General features: G+C 50.3%; 17 protein-coding genes. 6 read left to right on the top strand and 11 right to left on the bottom strand.

The window, feature by feature from the left end; all coding sequences use genetic code 11:
- Nucleotides 1-31: 31 nt before the first annotated feature.
- From aroG to NB647_RS01725, 4 genes are all read right to left on the bottom strand, one after another.
- Nucleotides 32-1,093 carry a 3-deoxy-7-phosphoheptulonate synthase AroG gene (gene aroG / locus NB647_RS01740; protein ID WP_269264837.1) on the bottom strand — a complete coding sequence of 354 codons (1,062 nt, stop codon included), beginning with the start codon at nt 1,091-1,093 and terminating at the stop codon, nt 32-34.
- A 237-nt stretch (nt 1,094-1,330) separates the two neighbouring features.
- Nucleotides 1,331-2,791: a metalloprotease TldD gene (gene tldD / locus NB647_RS01735; protein ID WP_269283832.1), complete on the bottom strand. Its 1,461-nt coding sequence runs from the start codon at nt 2,789-2,791 to the stop codon at nt 1,331-1,333.
- Nucleotides 2,792-2,958: 167 nt separating this feature from the next.
- Nucleotides 2,959-3,756, bottom strand: a complete 798-nt coding sequence (locus tag NB647_RS01730; RefSeq protein WP_269264835.1) for a carbon-nitrogen hydrolase family protein — start codon at nt 3,754-3,756, stop codon at nt 2,959-2,961.
- A gap of 28 nt (nt 3,757-3,784) precedes the next feature.
- Complete coding sequence (locus NB647_RS01725) at nt 3,785-7,882, bottom strand: YhdP family protein (RefSeq protein WP_269284688.1); 4,098 nt, start codon at nt 7,880-7,882, stop codon at nt 3,785-3,787.
- A 121-nt stretch (nt 7,883-8,003) separates the two neighbouring features.
- On the opposite strand from NB647_RS01725, the gene glnE reads away from it, so the two are divergent.
- The gene (gene glnE, locus NB647_RS01720; RefSeq protein ID WP_269283830.1) at nt 8,004-10,739 is read left to right on the top strand and encodes a bifunctional [glutamate--ammonia ligase]-adenylyl-L-tyrosine phosphorylase/[glutamate--ammonia-ligase] adenylyltransferase; all 2,736 of its coding nucleotides are present in this window, start codon (nt 8,004-8,006) and stop codon (nt 10,737-10,739) included.
- Between the two features lie 27 nt (nt 10,740-10,766).
- Here glnE and NB647_RS01715 read toward each other — a convergent pair whose 3' ends face one another.
- The 4 genes from NB647_RS01715 to NB647_RS01700 are packed head-to-tail and all read right to left on the bottom strand — an operon-like array spanning nt 10,767 to nt 13,003.
- Nucleotides 10,767-11,786, bottom strand: coding sequence for an NAD(P)H-dependent glycerol-3-phosphate dehydrogenase (locus tag NB647_RS01715; protein ID WP_269283827.1), 1,020 nt, complete (start codon nt 11,784-11,786; stop codon nt 10,767-10,769).
- A 30-nt stretch (nt 11,787-11,816) separates the two neighbouring features.
- Complete coding sequence (gene secB / locus NB647_RS01710; RefSeq protein ID WP_269264830.1) at nt 11,817-12,302, bottom strand: protein-export chaperone SecB; 486 nt, start codon at nt 12,300-12,302, stop codon at nt 11,817-11,819.
- A gap of 25 nt (nt 12,303-12,327) precedes the next feature.
- Nucleotides 12,328-12,591: a glutaredoxin 3 gene (gene grxC, locus NB647_RS01705; protein WP_269264829.1), complete on the bottom strand. Its 264-nt coding sequence runs from the start codon at nt 12,589-12,591 to the stop codon at nt 12,328-12,330.
- Nucleotides 12,592-12,604: 13 nt separating this feature from the next.
- Nucleotides 12,605-13,003: a rhodanese-like domain-containing protein gene (locus tag NB647_RS01700; protein WP_269264828.1), complete on the bottom strand. Its 399-nt coding sequence runs from the start codon at nt 13,001-13,003 to the stop codon at nt 12,605-12,607.
- Between the two features lie 94 nt (nt 13,004-13,097).
- Between NB647_RS01700 and gpmA the strand changes: the two genes are divergently transcribed.
- Genes gpmA through NB647_RS01680 form a run of 4 tightly spaced genes read left to right on the top strand, consistent with a single transcriptional unit; the run spans nt 13,098 to nt 17,506 of the window.
- Nucleotides 13,098-13,844, top strand: a complete 747-nt coding sequence (gpmA, locus tag NB647_RS01695) for a 2,3-diphosphoglycerate-dependent phosphoglycerate mutase (RefSeq protein WP_269283825.1) — start codon at nt 13,098-13,100, stop codon at nt 13,842-13,844.
- Between the two features lie 57 nt (nt 13,845-13,901).
- Nucleotides 13,902-15,284: a murein hydrolase activator EnvC family protein gene (locus NB647_RS01690; protein ID WP_269283823.1), complete on the top strand. Its 1,383-nt coding sequence runs from the start codon at nt 13,902-13,904 to the stop codon at nt 15,282-15,284.
- 3 nt (nt 15,285-15,287) lie between these two features.
- Nucleotides 15,288-16,751: a S41 family peptidase gene (locus tag NB647_RS01685; RefSeq protein ID WP_269283821.1), complete on the top strand. Its 1,464-nt coding sequence runs from the start codon at nt 15,288-15,290 to the stop codon at nt 16,749-16,751.
- Complete coding sequence (locus NB647_RS01680; RefSeq protein WP_269284687.1) at nt 16,751-17,506, top strand: HesA/MoeB/ThiF family protein; 756 nt, start codon at nt 16,751-16,753, stop codon at nt 17,504-17,506. Before NB647_RS01685 ends, NB647_RS01680 begins: the two co-directional genes overlap by 1 nt.
- A gap of 499 nt (nt 17,507-18,005) precedes the next feature.
- On the opposite strand, the gene NB647_RS01675 is transcribed toward NB647_RS01680, so the two are convergent.
- Together NB647_RS01675 and pyrE are read right to left on the bottom strand one after the other, a co-directional pair.
- Nucleotides 18,006-19,124, bottom strand: coding sequence for a porin (locus tag NB647_RS01675; protein ID WP_269264825.1), 1,119 nt, complete (start codon nt 19,122-19,124; stop codon nt 18,006-18,008).
- A gap of 312 nt (nt 19,125-19,436) precedes the next feature.
- The gene (gene pyrE, locus NB647_RS01670) at nt 19,437-20,105 is read right to left on the bottom strand and encodes an orotate phosphoribosyltransferase (protein WP_269264824.1); all 669 of its coding nucleotides are present in this window, start codon (nt 20,103-20,105) and stop codon (nt 19,437-19,439) included.
- Between the two features lie 125 nt (nt 20,106-20,230).
- Here pyrE and NB647_RS01665 point away from each other — a divergent pair, with 125 nt between their 5' ends.
- Entirely contained in the window at nt 20,231-21,013 is a 783-nt protein-coding gene (locus tag NB647_RS01665; RefSeq protein ID WP_269283818.1) for an exodeoxyribonuclease III, read from the top strand.
- On the opposite strand, the gene trpB is transcribed toward NB647_RS01665, so the two are convergent.
- A complete protein-coding gene (trpB, locus tag NB647_RS01660; RefSeq protein WP_269264822.1) occupies nt 21,014-22,216 on the bottom strand; it encodes a tryptophan synthase subunit beta in 1,203 nt (400 codons plus the stop codon).
- Between the last annotated feature and the right edge of the window lie 50 nt (nt 22,217-22,266).

The raw sequence follows: 22,266 nt of genomic DNA, 5'->3' as shown, positions 1-22,266 counted from the left end.
CCGCCTTTTCACAGGCGGCTATTTTTCTTTTTCATTTTTTCAACACATCACGACGTCTCTTCACACAATCGGACAAATCCCGAAGAAGCTTGCTGCTTTCATCCCAGCCAATACAGGCATCCGTGACTGACTGTCCATATACAAGCGGTTTTCCCGGTACGTGATCCTGACGGCCGGAGACCAGATTCGATTCGATCATGACACCGATGATCTTGTCATTGCCACTGGCCACATTCCGGCCGACTTCGGCACACACAGGAACCTGATTTTCCGCTTTCTTGGAACTGTTTCCATGTGAAGCGTCGATCATGATTCTCGGGGCAAGACCGGCTGCCTCGACTGCCTGACAGGCTGCGTCGACACTCGCCGCGTCATAATTGGGTTTGTACCCGCCACGCAAAATGATATGACAATCATGATTGCCCTGGGTTTCGAAAATCGCTGTATGTCCGCCTTTCGTGACCGACAGGAAATGGTGCGGATGCGATGCCGCCTTGATGGCATCAATGGCGATCTTGATATTGCCGTCCGTACCGTTTTTGAATCCGACAGGACACGACAGACCGGATGACAGCTCACGATGAACCTGCGATTCGGTTGTCCGTGCACCGATTGCCCCCCAGCTGATCATGTCCGCGACATATTGAGGGCTGATCATATCCAGATATTCCGTCGCTGCCGGCAAACCGAGATCATTGACGTCTCTCAGGAGCTCGCGAGCGATATGCAATCCTTCGTTGATCCGGTAACTGTGATCCATAAACGGATCATTAATCAACCCTTTCCAGCCGATTGTCGTACGCGGTTTTTCAAAGTAGACCCTCATCACGACAATCAGATCGTCGGCATAACGCTGTTGTTCTTCCGCAAGACGATGGGCATATTCCATCGCCGCCTTCGGATCGTGAATGGAGCAGGGGCCGATAATGACGACCAGCCGATCATCCTGATCGTGCAAAACACGATGGATCGACTCTCTGCAGGTTGAAACCGTTTCGGCTGCCTTTTCAAGGCAGGGAAACTCGCGTATCAAATGAGAAGGGGGTGTAAGTTCTTTCATCGCGAGAATTCTTAAATCATCGGTGGGTTTCATTTTTTTTCCAGTACTGATAAACAAAAAAAACCGCCAAATCTGGCGGTTTTCTGGAATTTCGGTTTATTCTCTTTACTCGAGCGCTTGCCGCTTCTCCACCGCCAACGGGCTGGAATAGCCAAAGTAAAAAAAATAAAAGTAAACGAAATTCAGCATTTTTACAAAACGAATATTTAATTCATAACGTTCGGTTATTGTAAACCAGTTTTTCAGGTCTGACAAAATTTCTTTTATATTCTATACCGTACCGCCAACGGTGACATCTTCAATACGCAATGTCGGCTGGCCAACTCCTACCGGTACACTCTGTCCTTCCTTGCCGCACACGCCTACACCGGAATCCAGTTTCATGTCATTGCCGATCATGGAAACACGTTTCAGAATATCCGGACCGTTACCGATCAGCGTCGCTCCCTTTACCGGATAAGCCAGTTTCCCGTTTTCGATGACATATGCCTCACTGGCGGAAAAAACGAACTTGCCGTTCGTGATATCGACCTGCCCTCCACCGAAATTGGCCGCATACAGCCCTTTCTTGACCGAAGCGATAATTTCCGCCGGATCCTTGTCCCCGGCAAGCATAAACGTATTGGTCATGCGGGGCATCGGCAAATGGGCATATGATTCTCTCCGGGCATTGCCTGTGACAGGCATATTCATCAGACGGGCATTCATCATATCCTGCAAATAGCCCTTCAAAACACCGTTCTCGATCAACACGGTATTTTGTGTCGGATTGCCTTCGTCATCCATATTCAGCGAACCGCGTCGATTGGCAATGGAGCCATCGTCCACGACCGTTATACCATCAGCAGCCACCTTTTCCCCAAGCCTTCCGGAAAACGCGCTGGACCCCTTGCGATTGAAATCACCCTCAAGCCCGTGACCAATCGCCTCGTGCAACAAAACCCCCGGCCAGCCCGAACCGAGAACCACCGTCATCGAACCGGCCGGAGCCGGACGTGCGGAAAGATTGACCAGCGCGGAACGTGTGGCATCATGAACATACTGCCTGACAATCTCATCTGTAAAATAGGCATAGCCGAACCGGCCGCCTCCTCCGCTGGTTCCTATTTCCCTGCGCCCGTTTTCCTCTGCAATGACCGTTACGGACAAACGGATCAGCGGCCGGACATCGGCCGCCAGTGTGCCATCACTTCGTGCGACAAGCACGACATCGAATTCGCCGGCCAACCCCGCCATAACCTGGACAATACGCGGATCTGCTGCCTTGGCCAGTTTTTCCACCTTTTCCAATAGTGCCACCTTTTCTGCCGCACTGATTGTCTGAAGCGGATCTGCCGCGACGTAGAGTGAATGATTGCCCACAGGATTGATGGAAGAAGCAAGTTTGACAGTCCCCTCGCCATGACGTCCGATCGTTCTGGTCGTTTTGGCGGCCTCTTCCAGCGCACTCACCGAAATATCATCCGAATAGGAAAAGGCCGTCTTGTCGCCGGCCACAGCCCTGATGCCGACTCCCTTGTCGATGGAAAAACTGCCTGTCTTGACAATTCCTTCCTCAAGACTCCAGCTTTCGTTTTTCGTGAACTGGAAATACAGATCCGCATAATCGACCTGATGATTGAAAATGATTCCCATTGCCCGAATCAGAGCATTTTCATCCAGCCCGAACGGTTCCAGAAGAATGGATTTTGCGAATCCGAGATTGTCGTTTGTCAAATTAGTCGAAGACATCAATAGGAATCCTTTGAATTCAAATCAGATCATGATGGCAGTGTATTGCCTGCCGAATTGTTACGGTGCACCCAGTCGGACAATAATAAACGCAATCCGGCAACCCGGATTGCGCCAGACCAACATTACCTTGCATCTTCAAAAGGTAACAGATCAAAAAGATAAAATCAAAGTTTGCGATGTTTCAGTGCAGGCAATTTTTCCCTGACGGATGCCAGCCGGTCGAAATCAAGCTCACCGACTATGACGCCTTCTTCTTCCGGCAAAACCGCCTTTATTTCCCCCCAGGGATCAATCAGCATGGTATGTCCCCATGTCCTTCGGCCGGTTCGATGCCGTCCACCTTGTGCGGCCGCCAGAACATAAGCCTGATTTTCAATGGCACGCGCCCTCAGTAATATTTCCCAATGAACTTTGCCGGTCGTATAAGTAAAAGCGGCGGGAACGACAATTAAGGCACATTCACCAAAAGCCCTGTATAACTCCGGGAATCTCAGATCATAACAGACCGACAAGCCGACTTTTCCAAAAGGCGCATCGAAGGTCACAACCTCGTCGCCGCCACAGATGGCAAGCGATTCATCATACGATTCTCTCGCGGTTGAAAACCCGAACAAATGAATTTTGTCATATCGCGCCGCATTCTCACCCTTATCGTTGTAGACAAGGCAACTGTTTTTGACCTTTCCGGGCTCCCGGGACACCAGCGATAGCGTTCCTCCGATCAGCCAGATCCCGTTTTTTCGCGCGGTTTCAGCCATGAAATCCTGGATCGGTCCGTTGCCGTAAACTTCGGCATGTTGCAGTCTTTCCGCATCGCTATGGCCGATACTGGGCCAGTATTCAGGCAACAGCACCAGATCGGCTCCTTTTCCTGCCGCTTCGTCAATCAGGCGTCGTGCCGTTTCGATATTTTCTGTGACTACCGGTGTGGAAACCATCTGAATGGCGGCAACCTTCGTCATTGTCAGTCCTCCCTATACAGTCTGTTTCTTATTTTCCAGTCCCGGCCTTGACTTCCACTATGACAGGGTCGCTCCAGGAACCGGTAACATGATATTCATGCGTAAACTGTTTCATTAACGGCTCTCTCAGGAACATCTGTGCAAGAAACGTACCGATCCCTATCGCCGGGTTGATAAAACCATAAGCAATCGAAGCGGCAGCGGCATTGATTTCCGGAATCACCACCACATGCAGATCCTGTGACTCTTGCCTGATATCCACACTCCCATCCATCATGACCGTCGCGTTGACGCCATTCATTTTCAGGTTTTCCGTCCGCATGATGCCATTGGCAATCCCTGCATTGGCCGTAATCTCATCGAATGCGAATCCTTTTGAAAAAATATCACGAAAATCCAGATTCAGCCGGCGCGGCAACGACTGCAAACTGATCACGCTCAATAATTTCGCCGCCCCCGGATCCGCCTTCAGAAATTGCCCGGTCTCCACCCTGAGAGATAATTTCCCGGATAATGAAGGAATATCCAGCACGAAAGGCAGACCATCCCAGCTGATATCCCCCTTCATTTCTCCCCTGCCCCGTCTGATGATATCCTCATATCCGAACCGCGCAAGCAATTTTCCGGCATCTTTTATATTCAGCACATAACTCAGCCTGGTCTGCTGCCGGTTACCGGCAGTAGTCACCCAGCTGCCGGAGGATTCCAGCACAGCATCCGGATTGGTAATTTTCAGCCGGTTGATTCGCCATTCCCGGCCGTTTTTGAAAGAAACATTGTTGGCAACGATTTCCGTTCTGCCGAGGTGCTTTCCGAAAAGAGTCAAGTCATCCGTCACGATATCCAGCGAAGGAATCCGGTAAATATCCTCTCTTCCCGTCATATCAGACACTTTTTTCATGGACGACTGAAGAATGTTCAAGGATTTCAGACGTGCGACCAGCTTGCCGTCCGCTGTGTTTCCCGCCCCTTCCATCCACTTCAGCCGACCATTGATCTGCTCGGAACGGACATCGATATCCCAAAGCCCTTCCTGATGAGTACCGTTTAATCGCGCATTCGTGAGCCACATGTCCATAGCCACCACTTCATCGGCATCAATGGAAAAATAACGGGGATAAACATATTGTGCCAACCCCCTATCGACCGACGGGGTCGACACGTTTTCTCCCGTTCCGGAATGAAGATTTTTCAATACATCCCGCCACTCGTTGAAATCCAGATTATGAAGACTCAGATCAAGCGAAAGCCCTTCCCTGACTGCGGCCTGCCTGTTGATGCCGATCCCCCCCTGAACGACATGCCATGTCCCGGTTTTCCCTTTCTGGCGCAGATATTTCGCCATCATGTCGTTGCCGTAGGTAATATCGAGTTCATCACGCGAAACACTTCCGTATGATGGCCGATCCTTCAATACGACATTTAACGGAACCGTACTGGCTGCGGGCTTGCCCAACGGAACAGGCATGCCGATTCCCAAACCTTTCAGACTCGATTCCACCCGGATTTCACCTTCACTGACTCTTACCGTATAGGGCGTGCTTCCCGACAAACGCTGCATCAATCCGCCCATTGCCCCTGTGGCATAAGTCCGCTGCAATCCCCTGGCACTCAATATCCCGTCTGCACGAACCAGAAAACGACCATTCGATTGCGTTCCGCCTGACACATTAACGGATTCATGCAAAAAACCGGCCTTTATCTTTTCCAGCTGGAATCCTTTCTCTGAAAAATGCAGCTGTCCCTGCGTACCGGCGATAACCGGCAAATCCTCCAGCAATACGATATCATTGCCATTAAACCGCAATGTTCCGCTGACCGCAGAATCTTCCGGTTTCTCGAGAGGCAACTGCAATGTCAGTGCAAGACTGGCAATTCCCGTCGCAGCCGTTTTTTCCGTCAAATTCCCGATCCAGCCGGCGACCGGTGTCAGGTTGACGAATCCGACAAAATTCTGCAAAGAACCTTCCGCGTTACCCCTGATATCCAGACGTGGATCACCGGAAAGGACATCGGGAATAACGACATCCACATTTCTCAGTTCGACATGGTTGGTCAATGCCTGATCCGCATGAATAGCAAGGCGACTGCCATTCATTTTGAATTCTCCCTGAATTTTTTCGATATCAGGCCAAAGCGGATGTTTTCCATTCGATGACAGCATATTGGGAGTGTAATTCAGTACACCATCGACCAGTTTTGCCCGAACGACAAAAAGACCATCCGCTTTTTCACCGGTAAAAGGAAAATCGGCAAGATTGCCTCTCAGCTGAACGCTTCCCTCGCTGACCTTGCCGCCTTTCAGCGCCCCGCAAAGCCATTCACTCAACGCTTTCGGTGTTCGAAGCGGAACATATTTTTTGACATCGGCAATATTCAGATTCTCGATTTTTGCCGTCGCATCCACAAAGCCATAACGGTTTGCCTGATTTTCAAGATTATTGGTATAGTGCCCCGAGACACGCACACGCATGTCATTTTGCAAAAACGACAAATCCCCGATCTCGACTTTGACAACGTTTCCGCTTGTATATTCCCATTGCAAACGGGCAGACAATTCGTCGAAGCGTTGGGAAGCCGCACCGGAATAAAACGGCAAAACCAGTGTGGGTTGTTCCGACTGCAATTGCATATTTCCTCCATGTTCATTTGCAGACACAGAACCGGTCAGATTTTCAAATCCCGGATACCTCGGCGAAGAAGCCGCCCCGTTTGCCATATTTTGCAAGCGTTCACCATTGTTACTGCCTTTTTCCAACAATGTCAGATGAGTGAAATCACCCTTGATGACATAGGAATGCCTTTTTTCGGGCAATACTTTCCAGTTCAGCAGAAAACCGGACAATTTGCCTGAAAAATCGAACCGGTCAATTTCCTGACGGATAGCCGGATCGATCGGAACATAAGGATAAAATCCCTTCAGTTCACCGATATCCAGTTTCCCGATTTCGATTTTCACTTCATCCGGCATTTCCGTTTTCCCCGGAACATACAGAACAGAAAAACTGGCATCATCCAGTTTTTTGCCACTCGCGGTTCGCACAGACAAATCGCGGACAGCATATGAATAGACCGGTTTCGTAACCTGTCCCTCACCGATCGACTGTCCATTCACTTGCTCGAGCGAAAAACGCCCTGTCACTTTACGCAGGTCAAGCGACGGTACGTCACGGCTCATCTTCAGGCGGATATTCTGCCCATCCACATCGGCGACCAATTCAGTCGGCCGGAACCCGTCCATCGTCATCCATACCCTGGCCGAACCGTACCCGTTATCCAGGCCGAGCGGCAAATCGGTGAATTTTCTCCATTCCGCAATATCGATATCCGGAACATCCATATAAAGTTCACCGGTCCATTTCGACAAATCGGAAACTCTGTCCTCAAATCGCGGATGCGACAGATCCCCTCTGATATCCAGCGATTTCGCCAATCCGGAATCCGGCATGGCAGTCAGACGAAATCTGTGACGCCGCCCCCGGTTGTTCATGACAAAATCAACCTGCTCCAGATTCAACGCCGCATTTTCCCGGAACTCATCTCTCCAGTGCAATTTCCCTTTCCGAATGACGATTCTGTGCTGTTTCAGCACCCAGTCGGCAAAACCGCTTTTTTCCTGCGATTCAGGTTCGACCCGCATCCCCGCAATATAAAAATGTCCCTGTCCATCCCGCATGATCCCGATATCCGGTTTATCTATTTGCAGCAAGGCAAGCCTTACATCCATCAATGGCAAAGACCACCAGGAAACGACCGCCGAGACATTTTCGAGCCTGACGACTTCATTGCCGTCCCTATCGGAAACACGAACATCTTCAAGATCGATTTTGGGCTGCAATCCATACCAGGAAGCCTCGATACGGGAAAAAGTAACCGGACAGCCCAACGACTCACTGGCCACTTTCTCGATCTCCGTCTTGTACGTTCCGATATTGGGCAAAACAAGATAACGGATGCCCAGAAAAACGGTAGCGAAAACAAAATAGGCAATAAAAAAAATGCCGAATACCGCTTTGAGAACGAAACGGTAACGGTAGGCAAAATTGGCAAGCACATCAGCAGAACGCGTCCGGAACGTATTCTGTTTCTCCGATATCTTCTGTTTTTCCTGCTGATCCGGCTGCATCACATATGAGAAAGTAATTAATAAACGTAAAATACCACAGTGTCATGACAATTTTTAAACCGTTGTCCAGAATAACTTTTGTCAATTTCGAACAAAACGACATTTACCCGGTGTTACAAATATGAAACCGTCACTCATTTCGGCAGAACAGGCTTCCCGCTTTTACCGTCACTGGTTAAACGCGGATCGTGAAAAACGCGAATCGGAAATACAGTCCCTGATTCATTCCCCATTGCACAGGCTCGACTTGCCCGCACTTCTCCAGCATGAAATCGGCAACGGCTATTCCTTGCCCAGAGCAATGCGCCGGATAAGGAACCTTCTGATATGCGCCATTATTGAACGCGATCTGTCCGGAAAAGCCGATTTGTCCGAAGTCGTTGAAACCATGACCCTGTTCGCCGAATTCGCCATCCGGACACATCTCGATTCGCTTTATGAAGAACTGACCGAAACACACGGGACTCCTGTCGGAGCCCATTCAGGTAAAAAACAGAAAATGATCGTTCTGGGAATGGGCAAACTGGGAGGCCGGGAGCTGAACGTATCCTCGGATATCGACCTGATTTTCGTCTATCCTGAAAACGGCGAGACGGTCGCCACACGATCGGGACAGAGAACATTGTCGAATCAGGAATTTTTTACCCGTCTGGGCAAACGGTTCATCAAAGCGTTATCGGAAATCGCCGAAGACGGCTTCACTTTCCGGGTCGATATGGCATTGCGTCCCAATGGCGCGTCGGGTCCTCTCGTCGCCAGTATCGGCATGGTTGAACAATATCTGATTGTCCAGGGACGCGAATGGGAACGTTATGCCTGGATCAAGGCACGCGCCATTACAGGCGATCCGGAAGATATCGAGACACTTGGACATATTGTCCGTCCTTTCATTTACCGCCGTTATCTCGATTTCAGCGTCATCGATGCGATTCGCAATCTTCATCAGCAAATTCGCGCCGATGTCGTGCGTCAGGAAAAACTGCATCCCGAACGCAGCAACAACATCAAACTCGGACGGGGCGGAATCCGCGAAATCGAATTCCTTGCACAAATGTTCCAGCTGATTCGCGGTGGCCGGGATCCGGCGCTGCAAGACAGGTCGACCCGCAATACACTGCACATTCTGGCTGAAAAAAGACAGCTTGACGAAAAAACAGCCGAAACCTTGCTCAACTCTTATACTTTCCTGCGCGATCTCGAGCACCGGATACAGTATCTGGATGACGCACAGACCCATTCATTGCCTTCCAATGAAGAGGATCTTCTGCTGGTTGCCAATGCCATGGGAATGCACACCGCTGCCGAACTGCTTGAAACATGGCAAAAACACCGTGAATTCGTCTCCGGACAATTCGATGCCATTTTCAGTGACAAATCAGGTTCCCACGACCAGTCCAAAGCGGTCATCCCCCAACCGCTTCTGGCGAGCCAGACAGAAGAAGAACAGATCCACTTTTTGCAAACGAAATTCGAGACACTCGATTTCCAGGATCCGGAATCCGCCGCACGACGCATGCTGGCTTTCTGGAAAACGAACCGGATCCTGTCTTTATCCGACAATAACCGGGCCAAGCTGATCTCACTGGTCAATTCCCTGCTTCCCGAACTCCGCAATGCGCACGAACCGCTTGTAACATTGGGAAGACTGCTGGATTTCTTCGAATCCATTGCACGTCGCACGGCTTACCTTTCTCTTTTGACAGAATATCCAGCTGCCGCAAAGAGACTGCTGCACATGCTCGATGCCAGCGAATGGGCCGCCCGTTACCTGACAAGACATCCGATCTTGCTGGACGAGCTGCTGGATGCCAGAACCCTGATGGCTCCTCCCGACTGGTCTTTTTTCACATCGGAACTCGACTCGCAACTGGAAAACCAGCGCGGCGATACGGAATTGCTGATGGATACACTCAGAGAAGCCCATCATGCCCAGCTGTTCCGTTTTCTTGCACAGGATCTTGCGGGTGGACTGACCGTTGAACGGTTGGCCGACCACCTGTCCAAACTGGCCGATATCATGGTCGAGGCCACGTTAAGAGAAGTATGGCGTGCCATGCCGAAACGTCACCGCGATACACCACGTTTTGCCGTGATCGCTTACGGCAAACTGGGAGGAAAAGAACTGGGCTATGCGTCCGATCTCGATCTCATTTTCCTGTATGATGACGATCATCCCGACGCTCCCATGTTATATACCCGCCTTGCCCAGCGTTTTATCACCTGGATGACAAGCCCGACATCGGCAGGCATTCTTTTCGACATCGACGTCGCGCTACGCCCGGATGGCGCCAGTGGCCTGATGGTATCCAGTTTCGAGTCGTTCGAGCGATACCAGAACGAATCGGCATGGGCATGGGAACACCAGGCACTGACACGTGCCCGTTTCTGTGCAGGAGATGAAACGATCGGAAACCGGTTCGAAGCCCTGCGCAACCGGATCCTCAGACAACAGCGTCCCCCTGCATGGCTCAAGGAAGAAATTCTGAAAATGCGTCAGCGAATTCATGATGCCCATCCGAATCACTCCGGGCTGTTCGATCTGAAACACGATGCGGGAGGAATGATCGATATTGAATTCATTGTGCAATACCTTGTCCTGGAATATTCACGGCAATATCCCGAACTGACTGAAAACTTCGGCAATATCGCTTTGCTGAAGATGAGTGAAAAACTGGGCCTCGTTCCGAAAGAATCCGGAGAAAAAGTATCGGCCATTTATCGGCTTTTCAGAAAATGGCAACACCAGATCCGTATGCAGGGAGCCGATCAGGCAAAGGTAAAACCTGAACGCGCGACTGAACAGAGCAATGAAGTGAAAAAATTGTGGAAGCAGGTTTTCGGACAACCATCAAACTGACCGTGCAGGCCAATCAACGGCTTGTTTTCAGTGATTTCTACGGTAAAGTACGTCCGTTTCATCCCGTACGTGACGGGAAAGCAATTGCGAAACGGTACTTTTGATGGAAACCTTGTCAAACAGGATACCGGCTACCGCATTCGCGATCGGCATTTCAACCCCGACTCTGGCCGACAGAAGCCGGACCGTTTGCGCACACCGGACTCCCTCGGCGACATGGCCCAGTTCGGCAATAACGGCTTCCAGCGACTTGCCTTTGGCCAGCCCCAGACCGACCCGGCGATTGCGTGACAAATCACCGGTACAGGTCAGGATAAGATCTCCCATACCGGTCAATCCCATAAACGTTTCAAGCCGGCCACCCAGCGCAACCCCAAGACGGGTTATTTCCGCGAGCCCCCGTGTAATCAGCGCAGCCCGAGCATTCATGCCCAGTGCCAGTCCATCGGACATCCCTGTTGCAATCGCGAGAATATTCTTGACAGCCCCCCCGACTTCGACCCCCGTGACATCATCACTGGAATAGATGCGCATGTTGCCGCCATTGATGGCATTGGTTACCCGCTGGCGGAGAGCGGAAGACTTCGAGGCGATCGTCAGTGCACAGGGCAAACCGGCAGCCACTTCCTGTGCAAACGACGGCCCGGACAACACCCCTGTATTCAACCGGTTCGCCGTCACTTCGGAAACGACCTGGCTGGGCATCAATCCCGTATTTTCCTCAAACCCCTTGCACAGCCAGATCAGATTGGCGATTCCGGAATTTCGGAGATTTCCGGCCACTTCCCTCAAACCGGCCACAGACGTGGCGATGATCGCCAACCCATCCTCGCCGGATGCATGGGCAACCGCTTTTTCGAAATCGGCAGTCAGCTGCAAGGGATCCGGCAATACAAAACCGGGCAACCCCACCCTGTTCTGGCGGGTGTTGCCGGCATCTACAATGACACTGTTTTTCCTTCCCCACAAAACAACGGAATGTCGCAAGGCAAGGTTTATCGCAATTGCCGTGCCCCAGGCACCGGCACCAAGAACAGTAATATTCATTGTCTGTACTGGGTAAACGGAAACCGGCCGTCAATGCTGGACAGCCGATGCATCCGTTTGTGTTTCCGTTTTCTGATTCTGTGCTTTCTGTTGCTGGATACGATCCTGATAGTAGGCCTCAAAATTGATTTCGGCCAGATGGGCAGGCGGAAATCCGGCTCTCAATATCATATCCGCGATATTGGCCCGAAGATAAGGATAAATAATCGTCGGACAGGTAATGGCCAGAACCTGATCCATGGCTTCTTTCGGAAATCCGCGTATTTCAAATATTCCGGCCTGCTTGCCTTCGACAAGATAAGCCGTCTTGTCACCGACTTTCGCTGTTACGGTGACTGTCACGGTCGATTCAAAAGTGGTTTCGGCCAGTTGCTCGACACCGACATTGAGGGCCACTTCCAGTTCCGGCATTTTCTTTTCCAGAAAAATGGCGGGAGAATGGGGCTGTTCAAGCGACAGGTCTTTAAGATAAACGGTCTGGATCTGGAAAACAGGCTGTGAAACCTCGGATGACATAATTACTCCGGAAAAATTAGAAAACTTAGGCTGACTGTAAAAGTGGCAACAGTTTGCCCGCTTTGTCCAGTGCGGACAAATCGTCAAAACCGCCCACATGGGTATCACCGATAAAAATCTGCGGTACCGTCCGACGATTGGTTTTTTCCATCATTTCAGCACGCAACGCATCATTGTTATCGATGAGGATCTTCTCGATATCCGTCACGCCACGAGACTTTAAAAGACGTTCAGCCATCATGCAATAGGGACAAACTGCCGTACTGTACATAACCACTCGAGCTGTCATAACCGATATCCTTTCATTTGGTAACAGGCAATCCTTCACTCATCCAGGATGACATGCCGCCTCTCAAAATATTGATCTGGCTGAACCCTTCCTTTTTCAGAATGGAAGCGGCCTTGTCCGATTCCTTTCCCGATTCATCCACAATGATAATAGACTGACCCTTGAATTTTTCCAGCTTCGGGATCCGCTCCTGCAAGCTGGACAGCGGGACATGAACGGCATTCAGAATATGACCTGTCTGGTACTGTTTCTGATCACGTATATCGATAATGGTGGTTTTCCCCTTATTGATGATTTTGGTTGCCTGGGAATTGGTGATTTTCGCCCCTTTCCGAATGTACGGCCATGCCAGTGCGCCGATACAATAAAGAACGGCACCGATAAGAATTATGTTGTCTCTAATAAAATTCACGAGTTTATCCTGCCAGAAGTCAACGATAACAAACCGATACATTATAAAATAGAAAGGCACGAGACATTCGGGTTAACTTATTTTCATTTCAAATATGCATAAAATAGTTTTCATGCGTCACGGTCAATCCATCTGGAATTACGAGAATCGGTTTACGGGCTGGACCGACGTTGATCTGACCGAACGGGGCAAAAGAGAGGCCCGCGCAGCCGGCCGCATATTGAGAGAGGCCGGTTTCGAATTCGATCTGGCCTATACTTCCGTACTGAAAAGAGCGATCCGGACACTCTGGATCGTGCTCGACGAAATGGATGCGATGTGGGTACCTGTTGTCTGCGACTGGAGACTGAATGAACGTCATTACGGCGCCCTCCAGGGGCTGAACAAGGCCGAAACGGCCAGGAAATACGGTGAACATCAGGTTCATATGTTGCGCAGAAGCTACGAAACGGCAGCGGAACCGCTTCTACCCGGCGACCCAAGGACTTCATACAATGAACCCGCATATGCTTTTTTGCCGAAAGAAAAAATCCCCCTGACAGAAAGTCTCAAGGATACCGTTGCACGAGTCAAACCCTTGTGGTTCGATTCCATCGCTCCGGAAATCCGGAAAGGCAAACGCATCCTGATCGCGGCACATGGCAACAGCCTGCGTGCTCTTATCAAGGAACTCGACAACATCAGTGACAAGGATATCGCCCTGTTGAACATACCGACCGGACAGCCTCTGGTGTATGAACTGGACGATGACCTCAAACCGGTCCGGCACTATTATCTTGGTGATCCTGCAAAAATAGCCGAAGCTTTGCAGGAAGTGGCCGCACAAGGTAACGCAAGCTGACTGACGGCATTGGTTAACTTCAGGGCAGAACTGTCTGAATTATGCTCTGCAAAACGCATGAAAAAGGCAATATTTCTTTTTTTTCTGCTGGTTTTCACTTCGGTGACGGCCCATGCTGCGCAGCCACCCCGGAAATCCGGATCATCCGGACAGAAAAGGCAATCGGCAAGAAAAACCGTCCGCCAATCCAACAGTAAAAAAACAGGAAACGCGCAATTTTCTGACAAAACCAGACAGAAACAGAACGCCGAGGCCGAACAGAAAAAGCTTCGGCAACAGCTCACCACACTGAAAAAAGAAATCAGCCAGACGGAAAAGGCCAAAGGCAAAGTCGCCGACGAAATTGCGCAATCCGAAAAAGCCATTACCACAACGGAACATTCACTCTCCGAACTCGGGAAACAGAAATCGATAACCGAGAACAGGTTGACCCGGCTTTCATCAGAACAAAACCAGCTTCTTGCCACAATAGCCCGGCAACAAAACCAGCTTGCGCAAATCATGCAGGAACAATATATCGCCGGTAGCGAAGACCGGATGAAACTGCTTTTTTCCGGCGACAACCCCAACCGGATAAATCGCGAACTGCAATACATGAACTATTTCTCCGCCGCTTACGCTGATCTGATCGACACTCTGCAAAACAATCTGCAGGCAATCAGAACAAAACGGATACAAACGGATCAGGCCAGGCAGGAACTGGAAAAAATCGTAACAAAAACGAACCAGCAAAAAAATCTTCTCGAAAAAGAAAAGGCCCGGCACGCTGTTCTGCTCGCCCAGCTTTCGGAAAAACTGGATTCCCAGAAAAAAAAGGCCGAGAAACTTGCACAGGATGAAAAACGGCTGGGAAATCTTGTCGATCGTTTGAACCGGGCCATCGAAGCGCAAAGGAAAGCGGCGGAAAAAAGAGAAGCCGAACGACGGCTTGCTGCCAAAAACGCAAGAAAACAGACAAAACAATCGAAACAGACCCGCAAGTCGCGTCCCGTTTCGCGTGATGACACCGAAACGGTAACTGAAGCTCCGTACCGGCCGGATACGGCCAGCGCTTTCGGAAGAATGCGCGGAAAGCTGAAAATGCCCGTTGCCGGAACGATAACGGCCCGATATGGAATGAAGCGTGCCGACGGCCCCAGCTGGAAGGGAATTTTCATCAGAACCGCACCAGGTGCGGCTGTACACGCTGTAGCAGGAGGACGTGTCGTTTTCGCCGACTTCCTGCGTGGCTTCGGCAATCTCATTATCGTCGATCATGGCAATCAGTACATGACAATATATGGCAACGCTCAATCACTGGCCAAACGGACAGGCGATAATGTTTCCGCAGGCGATACGATTGCAAGTGCCGGCAACAGCGGTGAGAATACGGAAACCGGGTTATACTTCGAAATACGGCACAATGGACGTGCCTACAATCCTCTGGACTGGATAAGGTGATACATGGGTAACAAATTTCGGAACATTCTTCTGGTGGGACTCGGCATCGTCGTCGGCGTCGTTGCATCCATCCAGTTTTCCGCAATGGCACAGAAACAGACAGCGCCACTGCCACTGGACGAATTGCGCCAGCTCGCCGATGTATTCGGACTCATAAAATCCGATTATGTCGAACCTGTTGAAGACAAGAAATTGCTGACTGAAGCCATATCGGGCATGGTCTCGTCTCTTGATCCCCATTCCGCCTACCTTGACAAGAAAGCCTTTCAGGAACTCAAGGAAGGAACGCAAGGCCGTTTCGGCGGATTGGGCATCGAGGTCGGAATGGAAGACGGTTATGTCAAGGTTATCTCTCCCATTGAAGACACTCCTGCGTATCGTGCCGGCATCAAGCCGGGAGACCTGATCACCAAACTGGACAGTACGTCAGTAAAAGGCCTTTCCCTGGACGAAGCTGTCAAGAAAATGCGCGGTGACCCGAATACAAAAATCACGCTGACGATCGCACGCAAAAATGTGACAAAGCCCATCGTCATCACCCTGGTCAGAGAAGAAATCCAGGTCAAAAGCGTCAAATCCAGAATGGTCGAACCCGGATATGCATGGCTTCGGGTTGCCCAGTTCCAGGAGCCGACTGTGGAAGATCTTGTCAGCCATATCAACCGGATCTATGCAAAAAATCCGAACATCAAAGGCATCGTTCTCGATCTCAGAAACGATCCGGGTGGCATTTTGCCAGGCGCCATCGGTGTCTCTTCAATATTTCTCCCGAAAGACTCGCTGATCGTCTCCACCGACGGCCAGTTGCCCGAATCGAAAGCGACTTTCTACGCCAGACCTGAATACTATGCCGGCAGAACCATCAACGATCCGCTTGCCAAGCTGCCGGCGCAAATCAAAACCGTCCCTATGGTTGTTCTCGTCAATATCGGATCCGCTTCCGCCTCGGAAATTGTCGCCGGTGCCTTGCAGGATTACAAAAGGGCAACGATCATGGGATCGCAAACCTTCGGAAAAGGTTCGGTTCAGACCATCCGTCAGATTTCGGAAGATACTGCCGTCAAACTGACAACGGCACGTTATTACACACCGAACGGCCGCTCCATACAAGCCAAAGGGATTGTGCCGGATCTGCTGGTGGATGAAACCCCCGAAGGCGATGGCATTAACGGATTGCGCGTCAGGGAAGCCGACCTTTCCAAACACTTGACCAACGGCGAGGAAGAAGACAGGCCGGAAGAACGTCTTGATACGGAAGAGGAGATGAAACTGCTTGAAAATGCGAAAAACTACAAGCCGATTGAATATGGCACCAAAAAGGATTTCCAGCTCATGCAGGCGATCAATCATCTGAAAGGCAAGCCTGTCAAACTGTCAAAAACCAAGATGGAAGACAAGAAAACTGAAGCCAAGGATGCCAAAACCGGCAAACAGAAACAGGAAAAAACGCCTGAAAACAGCAAATGATGAATGACGAGCAGAAACAACGCTATTCCCGCCACATACTTCTGCATGAACTCGGTCATGAAGGGCAAGAAAAAATCGCAAGCTCGCATGTACTTGTCATCGGTGCGGGCGGTCTGGGATCGCCTGCATCCTTTTATCTGGCTTCCGGAGGTTTCGGGAAAATCACGCTGGTCGATAATGACCAGGTTGAGCTGACCAACCTCCAGCGCCAGATCCTGCACACCACAGACCGGATTGGAATGAACAAGGCGTTGTCCGGGAAAAAAACGCTTGAGAAAATCAATCCGACCATTGAAATAGCAGCTTTGACCGAACGCATGGATGAAGCCCGGTTGCCGCAACTGGTCAAAACGGCCGACATTGTTCTTGACTGTACCGACAACTTCAGAACGAGACTTTCCATAAACCGTATCTGCATGAGTCTCGGCAAGCCGCTCGTGTCTGGTGCCGTTGTCGCATTCGATGGCCAGATATCGGTATACGACCCCCGCAGAAGCGATTCTCCCTGCTATGCCTGCCTGTTCCCCGAAGATCAGCACTTTGAAGACATCAAGGCGGCACAAGTCGGCGTATTCGCGCCACTGGTCGGCATTATCGGTACCATGCAGGCCGCCGAAGCACTCAAACTGGCAGCCGGAATCGGCCAATCGCTGGCAGGATCGCTCCTGTTGCTGGATTCCCTTACTATGGAATGGACCAAAATCCGGCTCGAGAAAAACCCGGATTGCCCTGTTTGTGCCCGAAAACACACCTGAACCGGCAACGAATCCTTTCCAACCGGATTTTTCGGAAAGACGCGATTTGCAGATCGTGTCGAATAATCCCGTTACGCTCTAAAAACAGCCTGTTTATCTGTGAGCGATTGCCTTTTCGGCTATGACATAACGTTCCTGAATAGACTTTATCTCAAAATTTCATCGACACCTTTCAGAATATACCCTTCAGAAGAAGAATCGTCATACAGAGAAGTGATAAAATATAAAAAATCAATCCGAATCCATTGATAAAAAACGCGCCCCCATCTCGCTACCCCCTGTCTGACAGAACTGAACATATCGCTTTTCAGCCAGTCGGTATCACAGAACATCAGACTGATACCACAATACCCGGCCACATCCTGTTTCAGGCCCCATAAAAAACCAGAGCCCTCTTGCGAGGGCTCTGGCCAACAGCCTGAATGGGGGACCTAATCCCATTCAACAGGAGGGAAGGATAAGGGAAGGCCTGAACCCTCCTTCTGTTGTAAAACGGTCATCAGAATTTGTGGGTGATACCGACCTGAACACCATACGTACCATCTTCGACATCTCCGAACACACGAGCGACTTCTTCATCCTCGTAGTCCGTATATGCGAGATTGCCATAGAGGGAAGTCCGTTTGGACAAGTCGTAGGTATAACCGACAGCATACTTGTAGATGTCCTTGTCGCTGACATTGCCGCCATTCGCTTCGACTTCCATCCACTGGGCGGAAGCGTTCAGACGACCCGGACCCAGTTTCCATTCCAGACCCAGCAACCATTGTTTTTCCTTGAGGGTATCGACACCGGCCCAGTTTTCGGTTGAATTTTTTCCTACCCAATCAAGGAAGTCGGTGCTCTTCCAGCTACGTTCTTTTCCGACTGCCCAGCCATTGTCCTTGGTCTGCTGGTAAACCAGTTCGACCTTGGCGTCGCCGAAGCGGTAAGCGGCACCGAGATTCCAGACGGTAGAATCCTTGGAATCGGCCAGACGGCTCCAGTTACCGACCAAGGCCAGCGGACCATTGTCGTAGCCGAGCATGATGCCGTAACCGTCATTGTCATAGCCATTACCGGCTTCTTTTGCGGTATAAATAGGTGTTCCCTCAGCCGAATCCTTGTCGGTATTTCCCCCCAGAGAATAAGTGGCACCGAAATGGAATCCGCTCCAGTTCGGGCTGTCATAGCGGATGGTGTTATCGATATGCAGCATACGCTGTGTACCGTATATCATGTTGGCAACGCCATATTGATAGAACGGATCGAATTTACGGATGGTTTCCGTCGTCAGTTCGTTGACACGGCCCAGACGAACGGCACCCCACGTATCGCTCTTCAGGCCGACGTTGGCAGCGCCATCCCATGTTCTGTCAGGGTCATCAAGACTTTTCGCCTGACCGGTTGCCGGTTCGAACCAGTTTTCCAGCTGAAAGGTGGCTTTCACACCGCCGCCAAGATCTTCCACACCGCGGAAGCCCAGACGGCTGCTGACGTTTTCGCCCATTTTTACATCCTGACCGGATTTCTTGATGAAACCGGTGTCAACGATACCGTAGATGGTCACATTGGACTGTGCATGAGCCACGCCGGCAGCGGCACCCAAGATTGCCAATGCTATTAGCGTTTTTTTCATTTTATTCTGCCCTTTATATTAAAAAAGTTGAGAATCCCTGCGGGAGTCATTGACAGAATAACGGCCGGTAGGTAGGTAGGTAGGTAGGTAGGTAGGTAGGTAGGTAGGTACCAATCGTGTTTGAACTTTCTTCCCTTTTCAACCTTTTTTGTATCTTAATCGCAACAAAATCGTAATTTTTTTTATTTTTTAATAAAAATACCGCCCATTCAAAAAATATCCATTCACCTGAAATCCCGACCGTTTTTCTCCGTGATCTTTTTTGAAATGAGCGGTTTGATGGCGCAATGAAAATATTCCTGAAACGTTATGTCAATTCATCGCACCATACTTATCCCGATACGCCTTGACTGCTTTCCGGTACCGATTCAGTGCTTCTGTCGTACCGGCCTTTTCCAGATAACCGAGCAAATCGTCCAGATTGGCAATGGAAAGAACGGTAAGGCCATGCGCTTTCTGTACTTCCTGAACGGCTGAGAATTCCGACAATGCATCATCCTTGCCCGAACGTTCCATACGGTCCAGCGCGATCAATACGACGCTGGGAACCGCATCCGACTTCCGGATAATTCCAACAGATTCATTGACCGACGTTCCCGCGGAAATGACATCATCGATAATGACAACACGCCCTTTCAAAGGCGCGCCGACAATGATGCCTCCCTCGCCATGATCTTTGGCTTCCTTGCGATTGTAGGCAAAAGGAACATTTCTTCCTTTTTTCGCCAGTGCCATGGATACCGCCGCAACAAGCGGTATTCCTTTATAAGCCGGACCGAACAGCATGTCGAATCCGACACCGGACTGAAGCAGTGTCTCGGCATAATAATCGGCAAGCTTTCCAAGCGACTGGCCGTCATTGAACAAACCGGCATTGAAAAAATAGGGAGAAGTTCTTCCCGCCTTTGTCACAAATTCGCCAAAACGCAAAACACCGCACTCAACAGCAAAGCGGATAAAATCCTCTCTTAATGCACTCACTTTTGTACCCCGTACCTGAAAAAAACAATGTCGGTATTGTAACTTGCCGCTTCCGTAACGGATAGCTCAAACACATTCCGTCATTTCCAGTATGATTCCGGTTTTCAAGTCAACAAAAAATCACCATGCTCTCGATTACCACAGCCAATCTTAATGGCATCCGTTCCGCGGTCAAAAAGGGATTTCTGGAATGGATCGCCCTGACCGCACCGGACTTTGTCTGCATTCAGGAAATCAAGGCCCAATCCAGCGACATAACACCGTCTGTCGCCAATCCTGACGGACTGACGGGCTACTTTGACTGCGCCCGGAAAAAAGGGTATTCCGGCGTCGGAATATACAGCAGATACAAGCCCGATCAGGTCATACATGGCTTTGGCAGTACGGAATTCGATACTGAAGGCCGTTATTTGCAATGCGACTACAAAAATTTCAGCCTGATTTCCCTTTATGCGCCTTCCGGCTCGTCTTCCCCCGAACGTCAGGCGGCCAAATTCCGCTTTATGGATGAGTTTTTTCCGTATCTGAAAAAACTCAAGGACAGTGGTCGCGAATTTATTATTTGCGGTGACTGGAACATCGCTCACCGTGAAATCGATCTGAAGAACTGGAAAAGCAACCAGAAAAACTCCGGTTTTCTGCCGGAAGAACGTGCATGGCTGTCCCGCATATTTGATGAACTCGGTCTGATCGACGTATACAGAATGCTCCATCCCGACACGACAGGCGAATCATATACATGGTGGAGTAACCGGGGACAGGCCTGGCAGAAAAATGTGGGATGGCGCATCGATTACCAGATCGCCACCCCCGGCATGGCCCGTAAAGCCGTTTCAGCCAGCATCTACAAGGAAACGCGCTTTTCCGATCATGCGCCCCTGACAATCCGATACGACAGGGAACCCTGATCAGTTGATGCCAAGATAATTGGCAATGAAATCGGCATCCTTGTCGCCTCTTCCGGACAGATTGACCAGAATGGTTTTATCCGGTCCCAGTTCCCTGGCAATTTTCATGGCATAGGCGACAGCATGCGAGCTTTCCAGTGCCGGAATGATGCCTTCGATCCGTGACAATGTCAGAAAGGCATCAAGACATTCCTTGTCTGTAATCGCTTCATATTCGACACGGCCGATATCCTTGAGATAACAATGCTGTGGACCGACTCCGGGATAGTCCAGACCGGATGCTATGGAATAGACCGGCAACAACTCCCCTTTTTCATCCTGCAACGTATAACACTTGAAGCCGTGCAGGACTCCTTTTTTCCCAAGGCTTAGTGTTGCGGCATTATCCGGTGTATCGAGTCCCTTGCCAGCCGGCTCGATACCTACCAGTCTGACCGATTCATCCGGCAAAAATTCGGTAAAGATACCGATCGCGTTCGAACCGCCTCCGACACAGGCCGTCACGACATCAGGCAATCTGTTTTCGCGAGCCAGAAACTGCGCGCGCGCTTCTTTTCCGACAATGCTCTGGAAATCGCGCACCATTTTCGGAAAAGGATGAGGACCGACGACCGAACCGATTGCATACAGAAAATTCTTCGGATCTTTCAGGTACTCTTCAAATGCACTGTCGACCGCATCCTTGAGTGTTTTGGTTCCCCTTGTAACGGGAATGAGATGACATCCGAGAATTTTCATCTTGGTCACATTGGGATGCTCTTTTTTGATATCGATTTCCCCCATATGGATTTCACAGGGAATACCGACCAGCGCACAGGCCGTAGCAAGTGCCACACCGTGCTGACCGGCTCCGGTTTCAGCCAGTACTTTCGTTTTTCCCATATACTTGGCGAGCAATGCCTGTCCAAGGCAATGATTGATCTTGTGTGCACCGGTATGATTCAGATCTTCCCGTTTCAGAAAGATACGGGCTCCCCCCTGACGTTCGGACAATCTCTTGGCATAAAAAATGGGGCTCGGACGACCGACAAAATCGGCATACAGTTCCTGCAATTCATCCTGAAATGCTTTCGTTTTGCTGACCTCATCATAAGCCGCGGCAATTTCATCCATCACCGCTTTCAGTTCCGGCGGCACGATTTGTCCGCCATATTCACCGAAATAGCCATCTTTATCCGGCATTTCCAAAAACTGCTGAGCCATACCTTCTCCCATTCATGCACATCCGTCCGGCCTGAACGTTATATGACAGG

Source organism: Oxalobacter aliiformigenes, assembly GCF_027116575.1.
Taxonomy (GTDB): domain Bacteria; phylum Pseudomonadota; class Gammaproteobacteria; order Burkholderiales; family Burkholderiaceae_D; genus Oxalobacter; species Oxalobacter aliiformigenes.
This window is presented reverse-complemented; position numbering and strand designations above follow the sequence as displayed.